The organism is Stenotrophomonas sp. JAI102, assembly GCF_013409105.1.
In the GTDB taxonomy this organism is placed as follows: Bacteria; Pseudomonadota; Gammaproteobacteria; order Xanthomonadales; family Xanthomonadaceae; genus Stenotrophomonas; species Stenotrophomonas maltophilia_AA.
Genome location: NZ_JACCCI010000001.1, coordinates 684,241 through 700,874, shown reverse-complemented (window position 1 = coordinate 700,874; position 16,634 = coordinate 684,241). Strand labels below are relative to the sequence as shown.

At 65.6% G+C, this 16,634-nt stretch carries 15 protein-coding genes; 5 read left to right on the top strand and 10 right to left on the bottom strand.

The genetic code is table 11. The annotated features are described in order from the left end of the window. Positions 1-40: 40 nt before the first annotated feature. On the bottom strand, positions 41-625 hold the full coding sequence (locus HDC96_RS03305; RefSeq protein ID WP_179458720.1) for a DUF3011 domain-containing protein: 585 nt from the start codon (positions 623-625) through the stop codon (positions 41-43). Positions 626-673: 48 nt separating this feature from the next. Then, positions 674-955, bottom strand: coding sequence for a hypothetical protein (locus tag HDC96_RS03300; protein ID WP_179458719.1), 282 nt, complete (start codon positions 953-955; stop codon positions 674-676). Between the two features lie 221 nt (positions 956-1,176). Between HDC96_RS03300 and HDC96_RS03295 the strand changes: the two genes are divergently transcribed. Both HDC96_RS03295 and HDC96_RS03290 read left to right on the top strand, forming a co-directional pair. Continuing rightward, positions 1,177-1,836, top strand: a complete 660-nt coding sequence (locus HDC96_RS03295; protein WP_179458718.1) for an AprI/Inh family metalloprotease inhibitor — start codon at positions 1,177-1,179, stop codon at positions 1,834-1,836. Positions 1,837-1,975: 139 nt separating this feature from the next. Beyond that, positions 1,976-2,716 carry a hypothetical protein gene (locus HDC96_RS03290; RefSeq protein ID WP_179458717.1) on the top strand — a complete coding sequence of 247 codons (741 nt, stop codon included), beginning with the start codon at positions 1,976-1,978 and terminating at the stop codon, positions 2,714-2,716. A 42-nt stretch (positions 2,717-2,758) separates the two neighbouring features. Here the strand turns inward: HDC96_RS03290 and HDC96_RS03285 are convergent, their stop codons facing one another. The 3 genes from HDC96_RS03285 to HDC96_RS03275 all read right to left on the bottom strand — a co-directional run bounded on the left by HDC96_RS03285 (position 2,759) and on the right by HDC96_RS03275 (position 4,839). Further along, a complete protein-coding gene (locus HDC96_RS03285) occupies positions 2,759-3,445 on the bottom strand; it encodes a hypothetical protein (RefSeq protein WP_218842016.1) in 687 nt (228 codons plus the stop codon). Between the two features lie 155 nt (positions 3,446-3,600). Next, positions 3,601-3,870 (bottom strand): hypothetical protein, encoded by a 270-nt coding sequence (locus tag HDC96_RS03280; RefSeq protein WP_088433391.1) that lies wholly within the window; start codon positions 3,868-3,870, stop codon positions 3,601-3,603. A 135-nt stretch (positions 3,871-4,005) separates the two neighbouring features. Then, positions 4,006-4,839: a helix-turn-helix transcriptional regulator gene (locus HDC96_RS03275; protein WP_218842015.1), complete on the bottom strand. Its 834-nt coding sequence runs from the start codon at positions 4,837-4,839 to the stop codon at positions 4,006-4,008. A gap of 39 nt (positions 4,840-4,878) precedes the next feature. Between HDC96_RS03275 and HDC96_RS03270 the strand changes: the two genes are divergently transcribed. From HDC96_RS03270 to HDC96_RS03260, 3 genes are read left to right on the top strand one after another with little or no spacing between them, the layout of a single operon-like run. Further along, positions 4,879-6,345, top strand: coding sequence for a TolC family protein (locus tag HDC96_RS03270; protein ID WP_179458715.1), 1,467 nt, complete (start codon positions 4,879-4,881; stop codon positions 6,343-6,345). Positions 6,346-6,374: 29 nt separating this feature from the next. After that, positions 6,375-7,511, top strand: coding sequence for an HlyD family secretion protein (locus HDC96_RS03265; RefSeq protein ID WP_179458714.1), 1,137 nt, complete (start codon positions 6,375-6,377; stop codon positions 7,509-7,511). Continuing rightward, positions 7,508-9,106, top strand: coding sequence for a DHA2 family efflux MFS transporter permease subunit (locus tag HDC96_RS03260; protein WP_179458713.1), 1,599 nt, complete (start codon positions 7,508-7,510; stop codon positions 9,104-9,106). The genes HDC96_RS03265 and HDC96_RS03260 overlap by 4 nt, the downstream gene beginning before the upstream one ends. A gap of 79 nt (positions 9,107-9,185) precedes the next feature. Here the strand turns inward: HDC96_RS03260 and HDC96_RS03255 are convergent, their stop codons facing one another. The 5 genes from HDC96_RS03255 to HDC96_RS03235 form a co-directional block, all read right to left on the bottom strand. Beyond that, positions 9,186-10,040, bottom strand: a complete 855-nt coding sequence (locus tag HDC96_RS03255) for a hypothetical protein (RefSeq protein WP_176988688.1) — start codon at positions 10,038-10,040, stop codon at positions 9,186-9,188. Positions 10,041-10,065: 25 nt separating this feature from the next. Then, positions 10,066-10,338, bottom strand: a complete 273-nt coding sequence (locus HDC96_RS03250; protein ID WP_343202991.1) for a heavy-metal-associated domain-containing protein — start codon at positions 10,336-10,338, stop codon at positions 10,066-10,068. Positions 10,339-10,499: 161 nt separating this feature from the next. Then, the gene (locus HDC96_RS03245; protein WP_343202990.1) at positions 10,500-11,966 is read right to left on the bottom strand and encodes a TolC family protein; all 1,467 of its coding nucleotides are present in this window, start codon (positions 11,964-11,966) and stop codon (positions 10,500-10,502) included. Continuing rightward, positions 11,963-15,139, bottom strand: coding sequence for an efflux RND transporter permease subunit (locus HDC96_RS03240; RefSeq protein ID WP_179458712.1), 3,177 nt, complete (start codon positions 15,137-15,139; stop codon positions 11,963-11,965). The genes HDC96_RS03245 and HDC96_RS03240 overlap by 4 nt, the downstream gene beginning before the upstream one ends. Beyond that, positions 15,136-16,302: an efflux RND transporter periplasmic adaptor subunit gene (locus HDC96_RS03235; protein ID WP_179458711.1), complete on the bottom strand. Its 1,167-nt coding sequence runs from the start codon at positions 16,300-16,302 to the stop codon at positions 15,136-15,138. The genes HDC96_RS03240 and HDC96_RS03235 overlap by 4 nt, the downstream gene beginning before the upstream one ends. Between the last annotated feature and the right edge of the window lie 332 nt (positions 16,303-16,634).

The window sequence follows — 16,634 nt, the reverse complement described above, 5'->3', positions numbered from 1 at the left end:
CATGCCCCCGAGCGGCTTGATCCGATTCTGCCTAGGCGCGTCAGTTATTGTCATCCGGGTTGTCGACCTTGCAGCCTTCACCGTGGCAGCCCTGATAATTGCCATGGGTGTCGAAGTTCGGATTTCCGTCCTTGTCGAACTGAGGCCGCGTGTCGATCGCGTCCGGGTTGTCGACGAGGCAACCATTGCCATGGCAACCGTCGTAGGTGCTGCTGTGATGCTTGTGGCTTTTATGGGAATCGTCGTCGGCCGCTCCGGCCAACAGCGCAGCGAGCACCACGCCGGCTGCTACCGCGCCTACGTCATGGCCACGGTCATCATAGCGACGCGTGTTGGCGTCATATCCATCACCCCTGCCGTGGTGATAGCCGCCGACATCCGCAAACACACCGGCGCAGCCGTCCGACACCCAGAGGTAACCGCTCCGCCTGTTGAAGCCCCACGATCTGTTGACGATGCAGGCGCTGGAAGAAGATTGTCGTACAAGCTGCGGGGATCTCAGCGGTCCCGCACTGCATTCGTTGTACTCAAAATGACGCGACGCGCATTCAACCGTTTCACCAGCGGCAGCCTGATACAGGGGAACCAGGCAGAGCAGGACAGCAAAGGAAATCACACGGCGCATAGCATGTTCCTTGCAGGTTGGGGGTAAGGTCGATCGGGTGCGCCACGCTCATCCGCCGTAACCGCGTATTCGCATGCACTTCTTGATGAGATCCGATTTTTCCATTCCGCGGACGACGCCCTCGCCCACCGCATCGTCAGTACTCCTGGGGGCTTTCCCATCCCCGATCGTGGCCTTGGAAGCGTCGTAGTCGCACTCCGCGAGGTCGCGCTGTTTCTGCTCTTCGCTTGCGCCCGGTCTGCTCCACGCCTTGATCTGGGACGTACCACACCCAACCAGCATCAGAGCACCAGAAAGCAGGGCGACAGCTCCAATCGACTTGGTCTGCATGAGGGGTACCACCCATACGAAGTGGCGCCGATCGGCCACGGGCCAATTAACGACGCGACAGAGTGAAAAGTCCGTGAACGGATCATGAATAATCATGTCGCCACCGCGTGCGGGAAGACGTCCGGCCTCTTTCGCGACGTACTCACGGCCCGCGTGCTCCGCTTGGCCGGCCGCACGCTCACAGCACCACCCACCCCGCTGTCTCACTGGAGATTTCAGCGATGGCATCTGTTCCTTTACCCGCACGTACCCTGATCTGCTGTGGGCTGTGTCTCACTGCCAGTGTGGCCTTCGGCCAGGACGCCTCTCTCGGCGTCCAGCAGCAGACCATCTCCACTCAACAAACCAGCGCCTCCTCGACCACCTCGACCCGTCAGTCCGATGTCGGCCAGATTGACGATGCAGGCGCCGACCAGAACGGGAGTGCGGCGTCCGGCAACCTCGGTACGGTCACCGAGCAGACCAGCAGCAGCTCAGCGACACGAAGCCGGAGCACGCGCGCCTATCTGGGCGTCGACCTCAATGACGAGGGAGAGTGGGCCGATGACCATGGCCGCAGCTACGAACACCATCGGGGCGACAGGTCGGGCCCGGCGACCGAGATGATCGGAAACTGGACGCTCGGCGAGGAGAGCGGTGAGACGTGTACCGTCCAATTGAAGGACAACCCCTGGCTGGGCGGATACGGCGCCTACGTGCCTGCAGGTTGCCCGGATGGCTTTTTCCAGGCGTCGCGGTGGTTGATGTCAGGCAACCAGTTGCTGCTCACCGACAGCAACAACCAGGTCATCGGCCGCTTCCGTCCGTCTGGCGGCGGTCGCTGGTCGGGGCGTCGGGAATCCGATGGCGCACGTCTGTTCCTGAATCCCGCCGCGCGCTAGCAGAGTCAGCGGCGCTGCGGCCGCCAAGCGACCCCATCCGCCCATCAGCGTTGGCGTGCCGGGCCGCGTGCCGGTTACAGTGAGTGCCGTATGCAGCAACCGCGACATCATGGATGCCACCGCCCGCATGGAATGCAGAATGATCCCCCTCCATCGCGCGTTGGTTGGGTTGGTGAGTGTGGTCCTGTCAGCGGCAGCCCATGCCGCGCCCGTTCCGTTCACTGATTATGCGGAGTCCTACCGGTCACTAGGCGGCAACCTGTTCCCCGACGCCGGGACACCGTTGGCGCTGCCCTGCGCCGAATCGCCGCGACACTGCATCTGGGTGACCTCGATGCGCCAGGCACTGCGGCGCTACGACCGGCCGCTGTGGACCACGCCGGGCGACTTGGCCATGTCGCCGCCGAAGGGAACGCCCGATGTTGCCTTTGATGGCGAGGCCGTGATGGTGGGTGCGCGGCGCTGGCCGCTGGGCAGCGCCGTCAGCCTCGGAGCAGAGCGACCGGCCAACGGCTCGCACATTCATCCTGAGCGCGTCGCAGACGTAACAGCCTGGCAGCGCGGAAGCTCGGTGTGTCTGGATGTCCGGCACGCCGGCAGTGGCGCGAGCGTCCGCTACACGACCGTGCTCTTATTACACGCTGACCGCCTGTACATCCTGCCGCCGCTGTTTGGCAACTGCGCGGCCGTCCGGGAAGCGCCCCGTGGTGGCTTCAGCTATCCCAGCAATACCTACCTGGGAGCTGAGCAGGAAAACCATCCGACCGGCCTGCAGGTGGACTATCTGCTGTCCGACGGCAGCACGCGCATCGCGCGCTATCTGCTGCGCTTTTCGGATCCGGGCGACCCCTACGGCTTTGAGGCATCGCTCGACCCATGACAGCAACGGGGGTGCGTGACGGCCTTGGCCGATCACGCCGGTCTACTTGCCGGTGGCACCCGCGTCTGCTCCATCCTTCGCCTGCACGGTCGCGCGACTCTTAGCGAACTCGGGGAAGGTCTCCGCTATCGAGGCTTTGTCGGGCAGCACGTAGAACACCCCGCCGCGCTCGAACGTGGATTGAATGATCTGCTCGTAGAACGCCGGCGAGACATTGATGCAGCCATGGGTGACACGATTGTCGTCCGGCGACGCCGATGCCAGTCGCTCGGCGCGTCGCTCTTTCGGGACGCCCGTCGCCGTCGGGTGGATGGAGACGGCGGAATCGTAGTCCACCCACAGGACGCGGCCCGCGTCGATGGACGGCCCGAAGCCGCCCACGAAGCGCCCGGCGGGCGTCGTGCGATCCCGGCCTGGAATTTCGCGCAGGGCGAGACCGGCGATCCCCGGCGCGATATGGTCGCCGGTCGCCGAGCCGAACAGCCCGGGAGCGGCGCCGCGAAGCCGACCTTCGCCGTCGAAGACCAGGATCTGCGCAGCGGCCTTGTCCATGATCGCGAACGGATAGCCTTGGCTGTCCTTGCTCGCGACGATCCAGCCCGCGAGTTCAATCACGGTCTCGGACACGTTCTGCCCTTGCGGAAGCTCATCGACGGCGGCGGCTGGCTGAGCGGGAGCATCCTCGGCGCTGGCCACGCCGATGCTCGTGAACGCCAGCGCCACGGCCAATGCGCCACGCAGGGCCCGGGTTACAGGGTATGAGTGCGTACGGATGGGACAATTCCTTGCATTGAAGACTGCACAACCACAGGAAACCAGTGGCCCGCAAAAGCCACTGGTTTCCGATTCACACGTTACTTGCGTGATACATGGTGCGGGAACGATCAGCCGCGCGGCTTGCGACGCGGTGCTTGTTCGAGCTGCTGGACGCGGCCCTCGATCTGATCGAGACGCTGGTTGGCCTGCTGCGCCGACTGATTGGCGGACTCTGCGCTCTGCGCCGCGCCCTGTACCTTCACGTCGAGCTGGTCGAGGCGGGAGTTGATCGTTGCAAACTCGTCTTTGTAGGTCGCACAGGCACTCAGGCCCACGGTAGCGACAAGCGCCACAGCAAGCGTACGCGCGGTCGTCAGGTGTTGTTTGGTCAGAATCATTGCACTGCCTCCTTCTTATGGGGTGTTCGGACTATAGCGGCCTTTACGCCAGAGCCATGACCGGCATTCAGTTGAAGCTGGGCGACGTAGAGGGAGCGTGAAGGACATGCGCCTCGTCGGCTCAGCCCGAAAACCTCACACTTTGGAGACCAGATACTCCGTTGGTGACACCCCAAGATAGCGGCGAAACATGGCCGAGAACGCGCTTGGGCTCTGATACCCATGCTCCAGCGAGACCTCGAGGATGGAGACGCCCGAGGCGAGACGCGGCAGGCTGAGCAGCAGACACATTCGCCGCCGCCAGTCGCCAAAACTCATGCCGACTTCTCGATGGAACAGCCTCGCCACCGTTCGCCCGCTTGTGTTCATCTCGCGCGCCAGGCCTTCCAGCGTTACCGGTTCAGCGGGCTCGGCGATCATTCGTTCGCAAAGGCGCAGCAGCTTGAGATTGCGCGGCAGCGGGACATGCAGTTGAAGCCGGGGAGCCACTTCGATCTCGTCAAGGATCAGGTCCATGACGCGCTGGTCGCGCCCCCCATTGCCGTAATCCAGGCGGATCGCGGTAGCGGCAATGATGGCCTCACGCAGCAGCGCGGATACCTCGATGACCTCGCAGTGGGTGGGAAGGCCCGGCCGCACCTGCGGTGCAAGGTAGAGGGTCCGCATGGCGACATTGCCGGCGATGTGGATTCCGTGGACGACATTTTCAGGCATCCACACCGCCCTGCCTGCCGGCACCACCCAGCTTCCAGCAGCGCTGACGACCGTCAACACGCCCGTAAGTGCATGGATCAACTGCGCCCGCGCGTGGCTGTGCGGACGGATATGTTCACCATGGGGATGGCGGGTGGCCAGGGCTGCGACGGGGCGGTCGGTGGCGTGGCAATCGCTGACAGTGCGCTTTGTGTCCATATCTCGACGATGGTAGTCCGCCAGGCGGGAGAAGGACAGACGTGAGGCTGGTGTCATGGATGCCTTGGCTCCACGACACCCACAAGCCACTCGTCCATGATTGTTTCCCGTCCTTTCCTGTTGTGTTTGCTGGCTACCACCGCCCTCTCCGGATGCGCCGTGGGTCCAACGCGGCCCCCCCGTTCCACCCTCGACGCAGCGCCATCGTTGAACCCATCAGACAGCACCAGCGTGGGCCTGCCCACCGTGCCTCGATGGTGGAAGCTCTATCAGGACCCCACGCTGGATGCGCTGGTCAACGAGGCGCTGCAGAACAACCGCGACCTGCGGGTGGCTTCGGCGAATCTCGCCGAAGCCCACGCGGTGCTCCTGGAACGCCAGGACAGTCGCCTGCCGGTCACCACCGTGTCCAGCGACATCGGGTATGGCAGCACGGTCAGTGACCAGATCGCAGCCGCGTTGGATCAAACCGGGGTACGCACCGGACCGCGCTACACCGCAGGGCTTTCGTCAGGCTGGCGGCTCGACCTGTTTGGCCAGATCGCCCGGAGCATCCAGGCCGCCCACGCCGACGAGGCGGCAACCCTGGCCGCTGAAGACAGTGTTCGCGTTGTCGTAGCGGCCGAAACGACGCGTGCCTACCTGGACAGCTGTGGCTTCGCGGCGCGCGCAGAAGTAGCGCAAAGGTCGCTCGCCGTAGTCACGCGCAGCCTGGAACTGAAGACCGCGCTGCGTGATGCGGGTGGCACGACGTCACTGGACGTCGCGCGCTCGGCGGCGCTGATGGAACAGGCACGTGCGGCAATTCCGGCCATCGAGGCCGCGCGGCAGAATGCGTTGTACGAACTGGCCGTGCTGACCGGACGTCCCCCGGATCATCTGTCACCCCCTGCGACGGGCTGTGTCAGTGTGCCTCAACTGACGGCACCGATCCCGATCGGAGACGTGACAGCACTGCTGCAGCGCCGGCCGGATATCCGCGAGGCGGAGCGGCGGCTTGAGTCCAGTACCGCGCGCATCGGCGTAGCCATGGCCAGTCTGTATCCGACGGTGTCCATCCTGGGTTCCGTAGCCAGTTCCGCGCCGACCGTGGACGGCATGCGCGACCACGGCTCGATCGTCTGGGGTGTGGGGCCGGCACTGTCCTGGCACTTTCCCAACCGCAGCGCCGCGCGTGCGCAGATAGCCAAGGCCGAGGCCCAGGAAGTGGCCGCACTTGCACGCTTCGACGCCGTGATCCTGACGGCACTCAAAGACGTGAAGCAGGCGCTCGCCACCTACGCGGCGGCAGTGCGCCGGCAGAGCGCCCTGGCAATGGCAGTCCAGCAGAGCCGCGAGGCGGCCCGCCTGGCCGGGGTGGGCCGCCGCGCCGGCGCGATAAGTGAACTGGATGCGCTGGATGCGCAGCGCCGGAATGTCGAGGCGGAAGCGATGCTCGCCTCGGCGGAAGCCGACGTTGCCTCGGACCAGGTGGCCTTGTTCCGCTCCCTCGGTGGCGGCTGGGAACAGGCGCCCGCGGTACGCCGACCTGTGATCACTCGCGCTGTCGATGCGGCGCGCTGAACCCCCTTCCCCCTCCTCTGATAGCCAACATGACCAATACAACTCCTTCCCGCAGCGCACATGCCGATCCGTCCGGTTCGCTGCTCCGCAAGACACGCCGCCCCGCAGTGATAGGCGCGATCGCGCTGTGCCTGCTGGCTGCCGGTGGCGCAGGCATTCGATGGTGGACGGCCGGCCGCTTCGTGGTCAGTACCGATAACGCCTATGTCCGGGCTGACATCGCCACCGTCAGTCCGCGCGTCACCGGTTACATCGTCAACGTGGGGGTGCGCGACAACCAGCGCGTCGCCAAAGGAGATGTGTTGGCGACGCTCGATGATCGGGACTACCGCATGCGCGTGTCCCGGGCCGAGGGTGCGGTCGCTGCCGCAAAGGCAGCGTTGGACGCGCAATACGCGGCCATTGCCAATCTCGATGCGCAAGGCGAGCGGCAACGCAGTGTGATCGCCGCGACCACCGCAGACGTGCAGGCGCGCCAGGCTGATCATCGCCAAGCAACCCTGGAGTATCGGCGTGAACGGGCGTTGGAGAACCAACAGGCCTCCGATGCACGGCACCTGGAAGCCGCCGACGCCAGTGCGACGCGTACCGCAGCCGCGGTGGAGGCCGCGCGTGCCACCGCCGAAGCGAGCAGAGCCTATGCGAGGGTGCTGACGACAGAGCGACAACGCTCAAGTGCCGCGTTGGAGGAAGCGCGCGGAGCGTTGTTGCAGGCCGAAGCCAGCTTGGCGCTGGCAAACCTTGATCTCGAACACACCGTGATCCGCGCGCCGATGGGGGGAACCATCGGCCAACGTGCCGCGCGGGTGGGAGCGTACGTCGGTCCGGGCAGCCCTTTGATGGCGATCGTACCGAACGAGGTCTACGTCATCGCCAACTACAAGGAAGTACAGCTGGAGGGCGTCGCACCCGGCCAGCGTGTGGAGGTTGAGGTCGATGCGCTGGGTGGCGGAGTGCTGAAAGGCCGCGTCGAGAGCTTCGCGCCTGCATCCGGCGCACAGTTCGCGCTGTTGCCGCCGGATAACGCCACCGGGAATTTCACCAAGATCGTGCAGCGCATCCCGGTGCGCATCGCCGTGGATGCCGACCAGCCGACGCTCTCCAGCCTCCGGCCGGGAATGTCGGTCGTGGCGGCAATCAATACCCGACCGGAATCCAATCCATGACCGCCGCCACTACACTGTCTGGCGAAGAATCGGTCTCCCTGCGCTCCTGGGTCGCGGTGATCGGCGGCGTGGTCGGTTGCTTCATGGCGGGCATGAACGTCCACGTCACCAATGCGTCGCTGCCGGATGTGCGCGGCTCGTTGGGTGCCACCTTCGAAGAAGGCTCGTGGATCACCACCGCCTATCTCGTGGCGGAGATCATCGTGATTCCGCTGGCGGCGTGGCTGGCGGCGGTGTTCACCGTCCGTCGCGTCCTGATGGTAGGGGCTGCTGGTTTCGTGATCTTCTCGATGGCCTGCTCGATAGCGCCCAACATCAACGCAATGATCCTGGCGCGCACACTGCAGGGTGCCTTTGGCGGCGTCCTCATCCCGATTTCCTTCCAGCTCATCGTGACCGAGCTGCCCTCCTCGAAGCATCCCTTCGGCATGGCGTTGTTCGCCATTGCAAACAACGTTGCACAGGCCGCGGGGCCCTCGCTGGGCGGCTGGCTGACCGATGCCTATTCCTGGCGCGCGATCTTCTATCTCCAGGTCCCACCCGGGCTGCTGCTTCTGGCTGCGATCGGCTGGTCGATCCGGCCGGAGCCGATGGCGCTGGAGAAGTTCAGGAAGGGTGACTGGGGTGGGATCATCGCCATGGCACTGGGTCTGTCCGCACTGCAGATCATGTTGGAAGAAGGCGGGCGCAAGGACTGGTTCTCGTCGTCGTTCATCATCGAGGCCTCCCTCGTCGCTGCCGTTGGCCTGGTGGCATTCGTCGTCATCGAGCTTCGCCGCAAGGAGCCGTTCCTCAATCTGCGACTGCTTTCCAGCTACAACTTCGGCTTGGCCAGCCTGATGCAGTTCACCTTCGGTGCCGTGGTGTTCGGGGTGGTCTTCCTCATTCCCAATTACTTTTCCGACGTGCATGGCTACAACGCGCGCCAGATCGGGCTGACCATGATTCCCTACGGCATCGTGCAGTTCATCATGTCCTTCGCTACGCCGCCGCTGATGAGACGCACAAGCGTAAGAACGGCCATCGTGCTGGGCTTCGTCATCATGGCGGTGGGCTGTCTGATGAACATCCACCTGGACGCCAATGCGGCGAGCAACGTCATCGTGCCGTCGCTGATCGTACGCGGCATCGGCCAATCGCTGATCGTGGTGGCGCTCAGCGTGATGGCCGTGGAAGGACTGGAGCGCGCGGAACTGGGTTCGGCGGCGGGGGTGTTCTCGATGGTGCGCAATGTCGGCGGTGCCATCGGCATCGCCGTGGCCAGCCAGTTCATCGTGACCCGGGAACGGCTGCATGCATTGCACATCGGGGAATCAGTGTCGCCGTTCGCGGAGGCGACCCAGGTGCGTGTGGTCGAGCTGGTCAGGATGCTGGCGAAGGTGCCGGTGGATAGTGCGACGGCCCTCTACGGCAGTGGCCTCGCACTGGAGCGGCAGCAGGCCTTTGCGATGCTGGACCGGATCATCCATCGTGAGGCGCTGCTGCTTGCCTACAGCGACGCCTTCCTGGTGGCGGGAGTCGCCATGCTGGGCTGCGCGGCTGGCAGCCTGCTGCTTCGTGGCAGGAAGGCGAGCCCGTCCAGCGTGAAGCACTAGATCTACCAGCGATGTGCGCCAACAGGTGTGGCCGGGGGTTGACCCCGGCCACGGCTACAGAGAGGTTGGAACCGGTGGCCTACGAGCCCTTCGCAACATCCACGACAAACGGCACCGTGCGGATTTCATCACTCGCCATGAACTGGATCCAGAGTGCATATCGGCCCGCATGAGGCGGCTGTGCGTGGAGCATCATCCGTGCCGACACCGGTCCGGCCTGCGGATGCGCTGCGCCGTGGCCGCCGTGTGCACCTTTGGCGGCATCGGCGGACATCGCATGCGCGTGGACGTAGGCAAGGTCATCGGTGCCCACGAACACCGCATGGGCCGGCACGCCCAGGTACAGGCCCAGGTCCTGCGCCGGCGTGCCGTTCTTCAACACCGTCAGGTTCAACATGCTTTCCTTGCCCGCCTGCAGACCGGCCTTGTCCAGCTGGACGGTATACGGACCATCGGTCCCTTCCCTCGGGGCCGAAACCGGCTGGGAGGACGTCGCGCCGGCGGGGGCACTCACGTTGACGTCGAATCGAACCACCTGCTGGCCCAGCCCGGTCGGCATTGCGTCGGCGAAGACATGGTAAACGCCGGGCTTGGGGAAGGTCATCGCGACCCGGAACTGACCGTCCGGTCCCGCTTTTCCGGGATGCTCGTGCAGGAAGGTGGAGAATGCGCTGTCGGTCGCGAGCACATGCAGCTCCTGTGTCAGCTCCTCGTCAAACTGCGCGATGCGCTTCCCGGTGGTTTTGTCGGCGAAGGTGATGAGCAGATCGCGGGACAGCGGGCCGGTTTCTTCGATGGACAGTTGGGCAATGACCTTCTCGGTCGTACCGGAAAGCGCAAAGGCGCCTTTGATCGATGCGTCGGATGCCGAAGACGGTACTGCCACGGTACCGAGGGCGGCGACGCCGAAGGTAAGAAGCTGTTTCATGAACATATGACGTTTCTCCTCGAGAAGGGAATTACGGGCGCGGCTGCGGCTGGTGCGGATACCCCGCCTCTGCCAGCACCGCGATGAAGGCGGCTTCGTCCAGCGCGGTCTCGACGCGCACCTGCCGCGCCGGCGTGTCGGTCTCGATCTGCGCCAGCGGGTCGACGCTCAGCAGCGCTTCTCTCACCGGCCTGGCGCAGGACCCGCACGTCATGTTGGGAATGTTGAACTGGAGCATGGTGTTTTCCTGATTGAGTGGTACAGCGACCACCTTCGGCGTTGACAGCATGGCAATGTCAATCACCTGTTCTGCGATCTCCGCCTGCCCCTGGGTTTCCGTTCATGCAGGGGTGTCCGGCGTAAAGAAGACATCAGCGTGGAGATCGTCCTGACGCAGGCGCCCTGCCCTGAGGGCATGGTTCGTCCTGCGGCGCGTAGTTCGACGTGTCGGGTCATGGCTGTCGCTCACCCATGTGCGCCACCACAGTCGATCGGTTCCCGCGTGCAGGGCAGCCAGCCACCGCCCAGCGCCTTGTAGATGCTGACAATGGCCAGGCGCTGGTTGGTCCGGGCTACCACCAAGGCACGCCGGCTGGCGAAGTCGGCCCGTTCCGCATCCAGGACATCCAGATAGATGCCCTCGCCGTGGGTGAACTGCGCGCGTGCAAGGCCTGCTGCCTGACCCGTAGCGGACGCTTCCTGGAGCCGGAGCTGCAGCGCCTCGCCGGCCGAGCTGAAGGCACCGAACGCGTTGTCGGTTTCCTCCAGCGCACGCAGCACGGTCTGGTCGTAGCGGATCAGCGCTTCACGCGCACGTGCTTCGCTCGCCGCGATCCTGGCGCGAACCCGTCCGCTGTCGAGGAAGGACCAGCGCAGCAGCGGTGCCAGAAGGCTGGACAGCGCCGAACTCCCGCCCGTGGAGCCCAGGCTGCCCGCCACCACGCCAATCGACCCCTGCACCTCGATCTGGGGATACAGCCCTGCGGTCTCTACGCCGATGCGAGCGGTCGCCGCCGCCAGGCTCAACTCCGCCGCTTCGATGTCCGGACGTCGTGCCAGCAGCGCAGTGGGATCACCCACGGCGATCCTGCGGACCTCCAGCACGTCGCGTGCGGTTGAGGTCGAGGGTGCGGCGAAGGTCTGCGGTGTTTCACCCAGCAGCAGGGCGAGCGCGTTCGAGGCCACGGCGCGGCGGTGCGCCAGTTCGGGCGCCACCACTTCAACGGCGCGCAGCGCGGCGTCCGCCCGCAGGCGGTCGACCTCATTGGCCGAGCCGGCCTCCACCAGTCCCTCGACCAGCCGCAGACTGTCGCGCTGGCTCCGCGTCATCTCGGCAACCACGCCGAGCTCCGCCTCCAGCCCGCCCAGCTCGAACCAGGTGGCCGCCACCGCCGCCGCCACGCTGGCCTGCACATCGCGCAGCAGCGCTTCACGCGAACCGGCGTCGGCCCGTGCTGCTTCCGCCGAGCGGCGGACACGGCCGAACAGATCGATCTCCCAGGAGGCATCGACTGCAGCCCGATAGGTCTCGGTCCGGCGCGCCTGGCCCGGTCCGCGTTCCACTTCGCCGAGCCGACGGTTCTCATGCCCGACGCCGACGCTGCCGCGTGGCAGGTAGCCTTGCCGACTCTCGCGAAGCATCGCCTTGGCTTCGTCCAGGCGTGCGGCGGCGAGCCCGATGTCATGGTTGGCCGCCCATGCGCGCTGGATCAGCGAGGTCAGCACTGGATCGTCAAAGGACTGCCACCACGCCGCGTCCACTGCACCGGGTGAAAGCCCGGCCGATCCCACGCGGAATTCGGTGGGGAACGGCGCCGACGGCAGATTGGGCAGCGACGGCGAGGCGACGTTGGGCCCCACCGAGGCGCACGCGGACAGCATCACGCCTGCGGCAAGGGGAAGCAGGAACAGCCTGCGGCGACGATCGTTCACGACGCACTCTCCTGTGCAGGGTGGCTGGCGCCGCGCTTGCGCCTCTCGAAGCGGGACGAAATGCGGCGGATCACCACATAGAACACCGGCGTCAGGAACAGGCCGAACACGGTCACCCCCAACATGCCGGCAAAGACCGCGACGCCCATCGCCTGGCGCATCTCGGCGCCCGCGCCGGTCGCCAGTACCAGCGGCACCACACCGGCGATGAAGGCCAACGACGTCATCACAATGGGACGCAGCCGCAGTCGACATGCTTCCACCACCGCATCGACGGTGGCCCATCCCTCTGCCTCGAGTGTCCGGGCGAACTCGACGATCAGAATCGCGTTCTTCGCCGCCAGCCCGACCAGGACGATCAGGCCGATCTGCACGAACACGTTGTTGTCGCCCCCCATCAGCCAGACCCCGCCGATCGCGCTGAGCAGACACATCGGCACGATCAGCAGCACCGACAACGGCAGCAACCAGCTGTTGTACTGCGCGGCGAGGATCAGGTAGGCGAGCAGCACACACAGCGGGAAGATGTAAAGCGCCGCGTCACCGGCCAGCTTCTGCTGATAGGTCAGTTCGGTCCACTCAAAGCTCACGCCCTCGGGCAGCACTTCCTTGGCCAGGCGTTCCATCACCGCCACGACCTGCCCCGAGCTGACCCCGGGCGGCGCGCCGCCGGAGATGTCGGCGGAGGGATAGCCGTTGTAGTGGATGACACGGTCCGGACCCGAGCTCGGCGTGACCGTCACGAATGACGACAGCGGCAGCATCTGGCCGGCGGCATTGCGCACCTGCAGTTGGCCGATCGCCTCGGCCTGCATGCGATGTTCCGCGTCGCCCTGGGCGGTGACCTTGTAGGTGCGACCGAAGCGGTTGAAGTCGTTGATGTACAGCGAGCCCAGGTAGACCTGCAGGGACTCGAAGACATCCGCCAAGGGCACGCCCTGGCTCTTGGCCTTGGTCCGGTCGATCACCACGTCAAGCTGCGGCGCGTTGACATCCAGGCTGGTCATCAAACCGGCGACCTGGCCGGATTCGGTGGCCTTCATCATCAGGATCTGGGTCTGCTGGACCAGGGCGTCCAGCCCCACCCCGCCGCGATCCTCGATCTGCATCTTGAAGCCGCCCGTGGCGCCCAGCCCGGGGACGGGCGGTGGCGGGAACACACCAAGGAAGCCATCCTGGATGCCGGCAAACTTCGCCTGCAGGCGTCCTGCGATCGCCGTCGCCGCAAGATCAGGCGACGTACGGTCCTTGAACGGATCGAGCATGACGAACATGACCGCTGCGTTGGGCACGTTGACGAAGCCATTGATGGACAGCCCCGGGAAGGCGACCACGCTCTCGACGCCCGGCTCGGCAAGTGCGAGCTTCGACATCTGCTTGACGACGTCGTCGGTGCGGTCCAACGAGGCCGAGTTGGGCAACTGGGCGATGCCCACCAGGTAATACTTGTCCTGCATCGGCACGAAACCGGGTGGCACCACCTTGAAGCCGAACAAAGTCAGCGCGAGCAATCCACCGTAAACAAACAGCGCTACCCCACTGACCCGCACGAGTTTGCGCACGCCATTGCCATACGCATCCGGTGCACGTTCGAAGGGACGGCTGAGTCGCTCGAACACCCGCCCGACACGGCCACGCAGGCTGCGCGGATCGCGTGGAGGTGCGATCGTGCGCGGTCGCAGCAGCATCCCGGCCAGCGCCGGGCTGAGCGTGAGCGAGTTGACCGCGGACAGAATCGTGGAGATCGCGATCGTCAGGGCGAACTGGCGATAGAACTCGCCCTGCAGGCCGGTCAGGAAGGCCGTGGGAATGAATACCGCAGCCAGCACCGAGGTGATCGCGATGATCGGCCCGGTCACCTCGCGCATGGCATGCCGCGCGGCCTCCAGCGGCTCCTCGCCGTCCTCGATATGCCGCTCGACGTTCTCCACCACCACGATCGCATCATCGACGACGATGCCGATGGACAGCACCAGGCCGAACAGGGACAGGGTATTGAGTGAAAACCCCATCAGGTGCATCACGGCGAAGGTGCCGATCAGGGACACCGGGACGGCCAGCAACGGGATCAGCGATGCGCGCCAGTTGCGCAGGAACAGCACCACCACGATGACGACCAGGATGATCGCTTCCAGCAGCGTCGTCGCCACCGATTCCAGCGAGGCCCTCACGAAGACCGTCGGGTCATACGCGATGCGCGACGACAGGCCTTCCGGGAAGTTCTTCTCCAGCCTGCCCATGGTCTCGCGCACGGCAGCCGACACATCGAGTGCATTCGCACCCGGGCTCTGGATGATCTGCAGGGCCACCGCCGGCTCACCATCGAGCAGGCTGCGCAGCGCATAGGCATCGGCGCCCATCTCGATCCGTGCGACGTCGCGCAGGCGGGTGACCTGGCCGTCATCGCCGGTGCGGATGATGATGTCGCCGAACTGTTCTTCGTCGGTCAGGCGGCCCAGCGTGTTCACCGTCACCTGGAAGGCGGCGGTGGAATCCGGCGACTGCCCGACCGAACCGGCGGCGACCTGCACATTCTGCTCGCGCACCGCGGCAATGACATCGCCGGCGGTCAAACCACGGGCGGCGATGAGGCTGGGATCCAGCCACAGCCGCATGCTGTACTCGCCCGCCCCCCAGACCAGCACATCGCTGATGCCGGGAATGCGGGACAGCTCGTCGCGTACCTGCAGATAGGCATAGTTGGAAATGTAGAGCGGGTCGTACCGCTTGTCCGGCGACAGGAGATGGACCACCATCAGGATGTCGGGAGACGTCTTCTGGGTCACCACGCCCTGGCGCTGCACTTCCGCAGGCAGGCGCGGCAACGCACGCGAGACCCGGTTCTGCACCTGGACCTGTGCCATGTCCGGATTGGTCCCGTCGGCAAAGGTGACGGTGAGGATCATCCGGCCGTCGGTCGCGGACTGCGAAGACATGTACATCATGCCTTCGACACCGGTGATGGCCTGCTCCAAGGGGGCAGCCACCGTCTCGGCGATCACCTTGGGATTGGCACCCGGATAAGACGCCGTGACCTGGACGGTAGGCGGCGTCACCGCCGGATACTCGCTCAGCGGCAACTGGAAGAAGGCAACGATGCCGGCGATCACCATCAGCACCGACAGCACGATGGCGAAGATCGGCCGATCAATGAAGAAGCGCGGGAAGTTCACTGCGCCGCTCCTTTCTTCGCCCGCGCTTTCAGCGGCGTACCGTCAATGGCACTCGCCTGCGGCGTCACCTTCATGCCGGGACGCACCAGGCCCTTGACGACGATGCGATCGCCGCGCTGCAGGCCCTGCTCGATGACCCGCAGCCCATCCACCACCGGACCGAGTTCCACCGGGCGGTACTCGGTCGTATCTCCCTTCCCCACCACCAACACATACCGGTGGCCCTGATCGGTGCTGATCGACTGATCCGACACCAGCACCCGGTCTTTCGACGGGCCGGCCTCCAGTCTTACCTTGGCGAACAGGCCGGGTGTGAGCTGGCCGTCGGGGTTATCGATCACCGCGCGCACGCGCACCGTTCCCGTCCCGCGGTCCGCCGCGTTGGAGAGGAAATCGAGTCGCCCCTCGCGGCTGTAGTCCTTGTCGGTGACCAGCGCCACCGCGACCTTGGCGGCTGCCGGGCCGGCCGCGGCGTCCTGCGTCCGGCCCGCGGCCAATGAGCGCAGATAGGTGCGCTCGTCCACGTCGAAGTAGACGTGCAGCGGGTTGATCGACACGATCGTGGTGAGCGGCGTCACCCCGGCGGCAACGAAGTTGCCTTCGGTGACCAGGACCTGCCCCACCCGACCACTGATCGGGGAGGTGACGTGGGTGAAGCCCAGGTCCAGTTGCGCGGCATCCAGCGCCGCCTTGGCCGCGTCCACCTGTGCCTTGCCGGCATTCAACGCCGCCGTGGCCGAGTCCAGCCGGTTGCGGGCCACGATCTTCTGGGCGAACAGCTGCTCGGCGCGTGCGTGGTCGGCCTGGGCGAGCGCCGAGGCCGCTTGCGCTTCGCGCAGACGCGCGGCGGCCGCATCGCGTGCGGCCTGGAACGGTCGCGGGTCGATGTGGAAGAGCGCCTTGCCCTTCTCCACGAAGCTTCCCTCCGGCACGCTGACCTGCTGGATGTAACCGGCAACGCGCGGGCGCAGTTCCACCTGCTTGACCGCCGTCAGCGAGCCGGTGAATTCTGCGAAGGGCGTTACCGGGCGGACGATGACCTCGGCGACCGGCACACCGGGCGGCTGGGTGGAGCCCGCGCCAGGCGCGGTCTCCCTGCATCCAGCGAGGGCGAGTGCGGCGCCGATCGCCAGGGTCATCAAGGTGGTGCGCGTGAGTGTCATCGTTGTGCCTTTCGCGACTGCGGTTGGTTGTCTGGGTTGCTGAACCGAAACGGCTCCGGCGACCGTTGTCCGGCATGACACGCTGGGAAGGTCAAGCGGTTTTTGAGTACGCAGCCTGCTGCGCCGATGGCCCGGCCAAAACGCAGGCATGGCGATGCCGCCTGGGCTGCGCTTAGGCAGGCCGGGCACGGGGGGCGTAGAAGCGCGTTTTCGGCGCTGGGCGATAGGGCGTCGGGAAGACGCCGCGTCGGTCGTCCCAGTGCAGTCGCGGCAGTCGGCGCGACCATACATGCGACACATCAAAATCCAGGACGCGATGTCTTTACTGAATT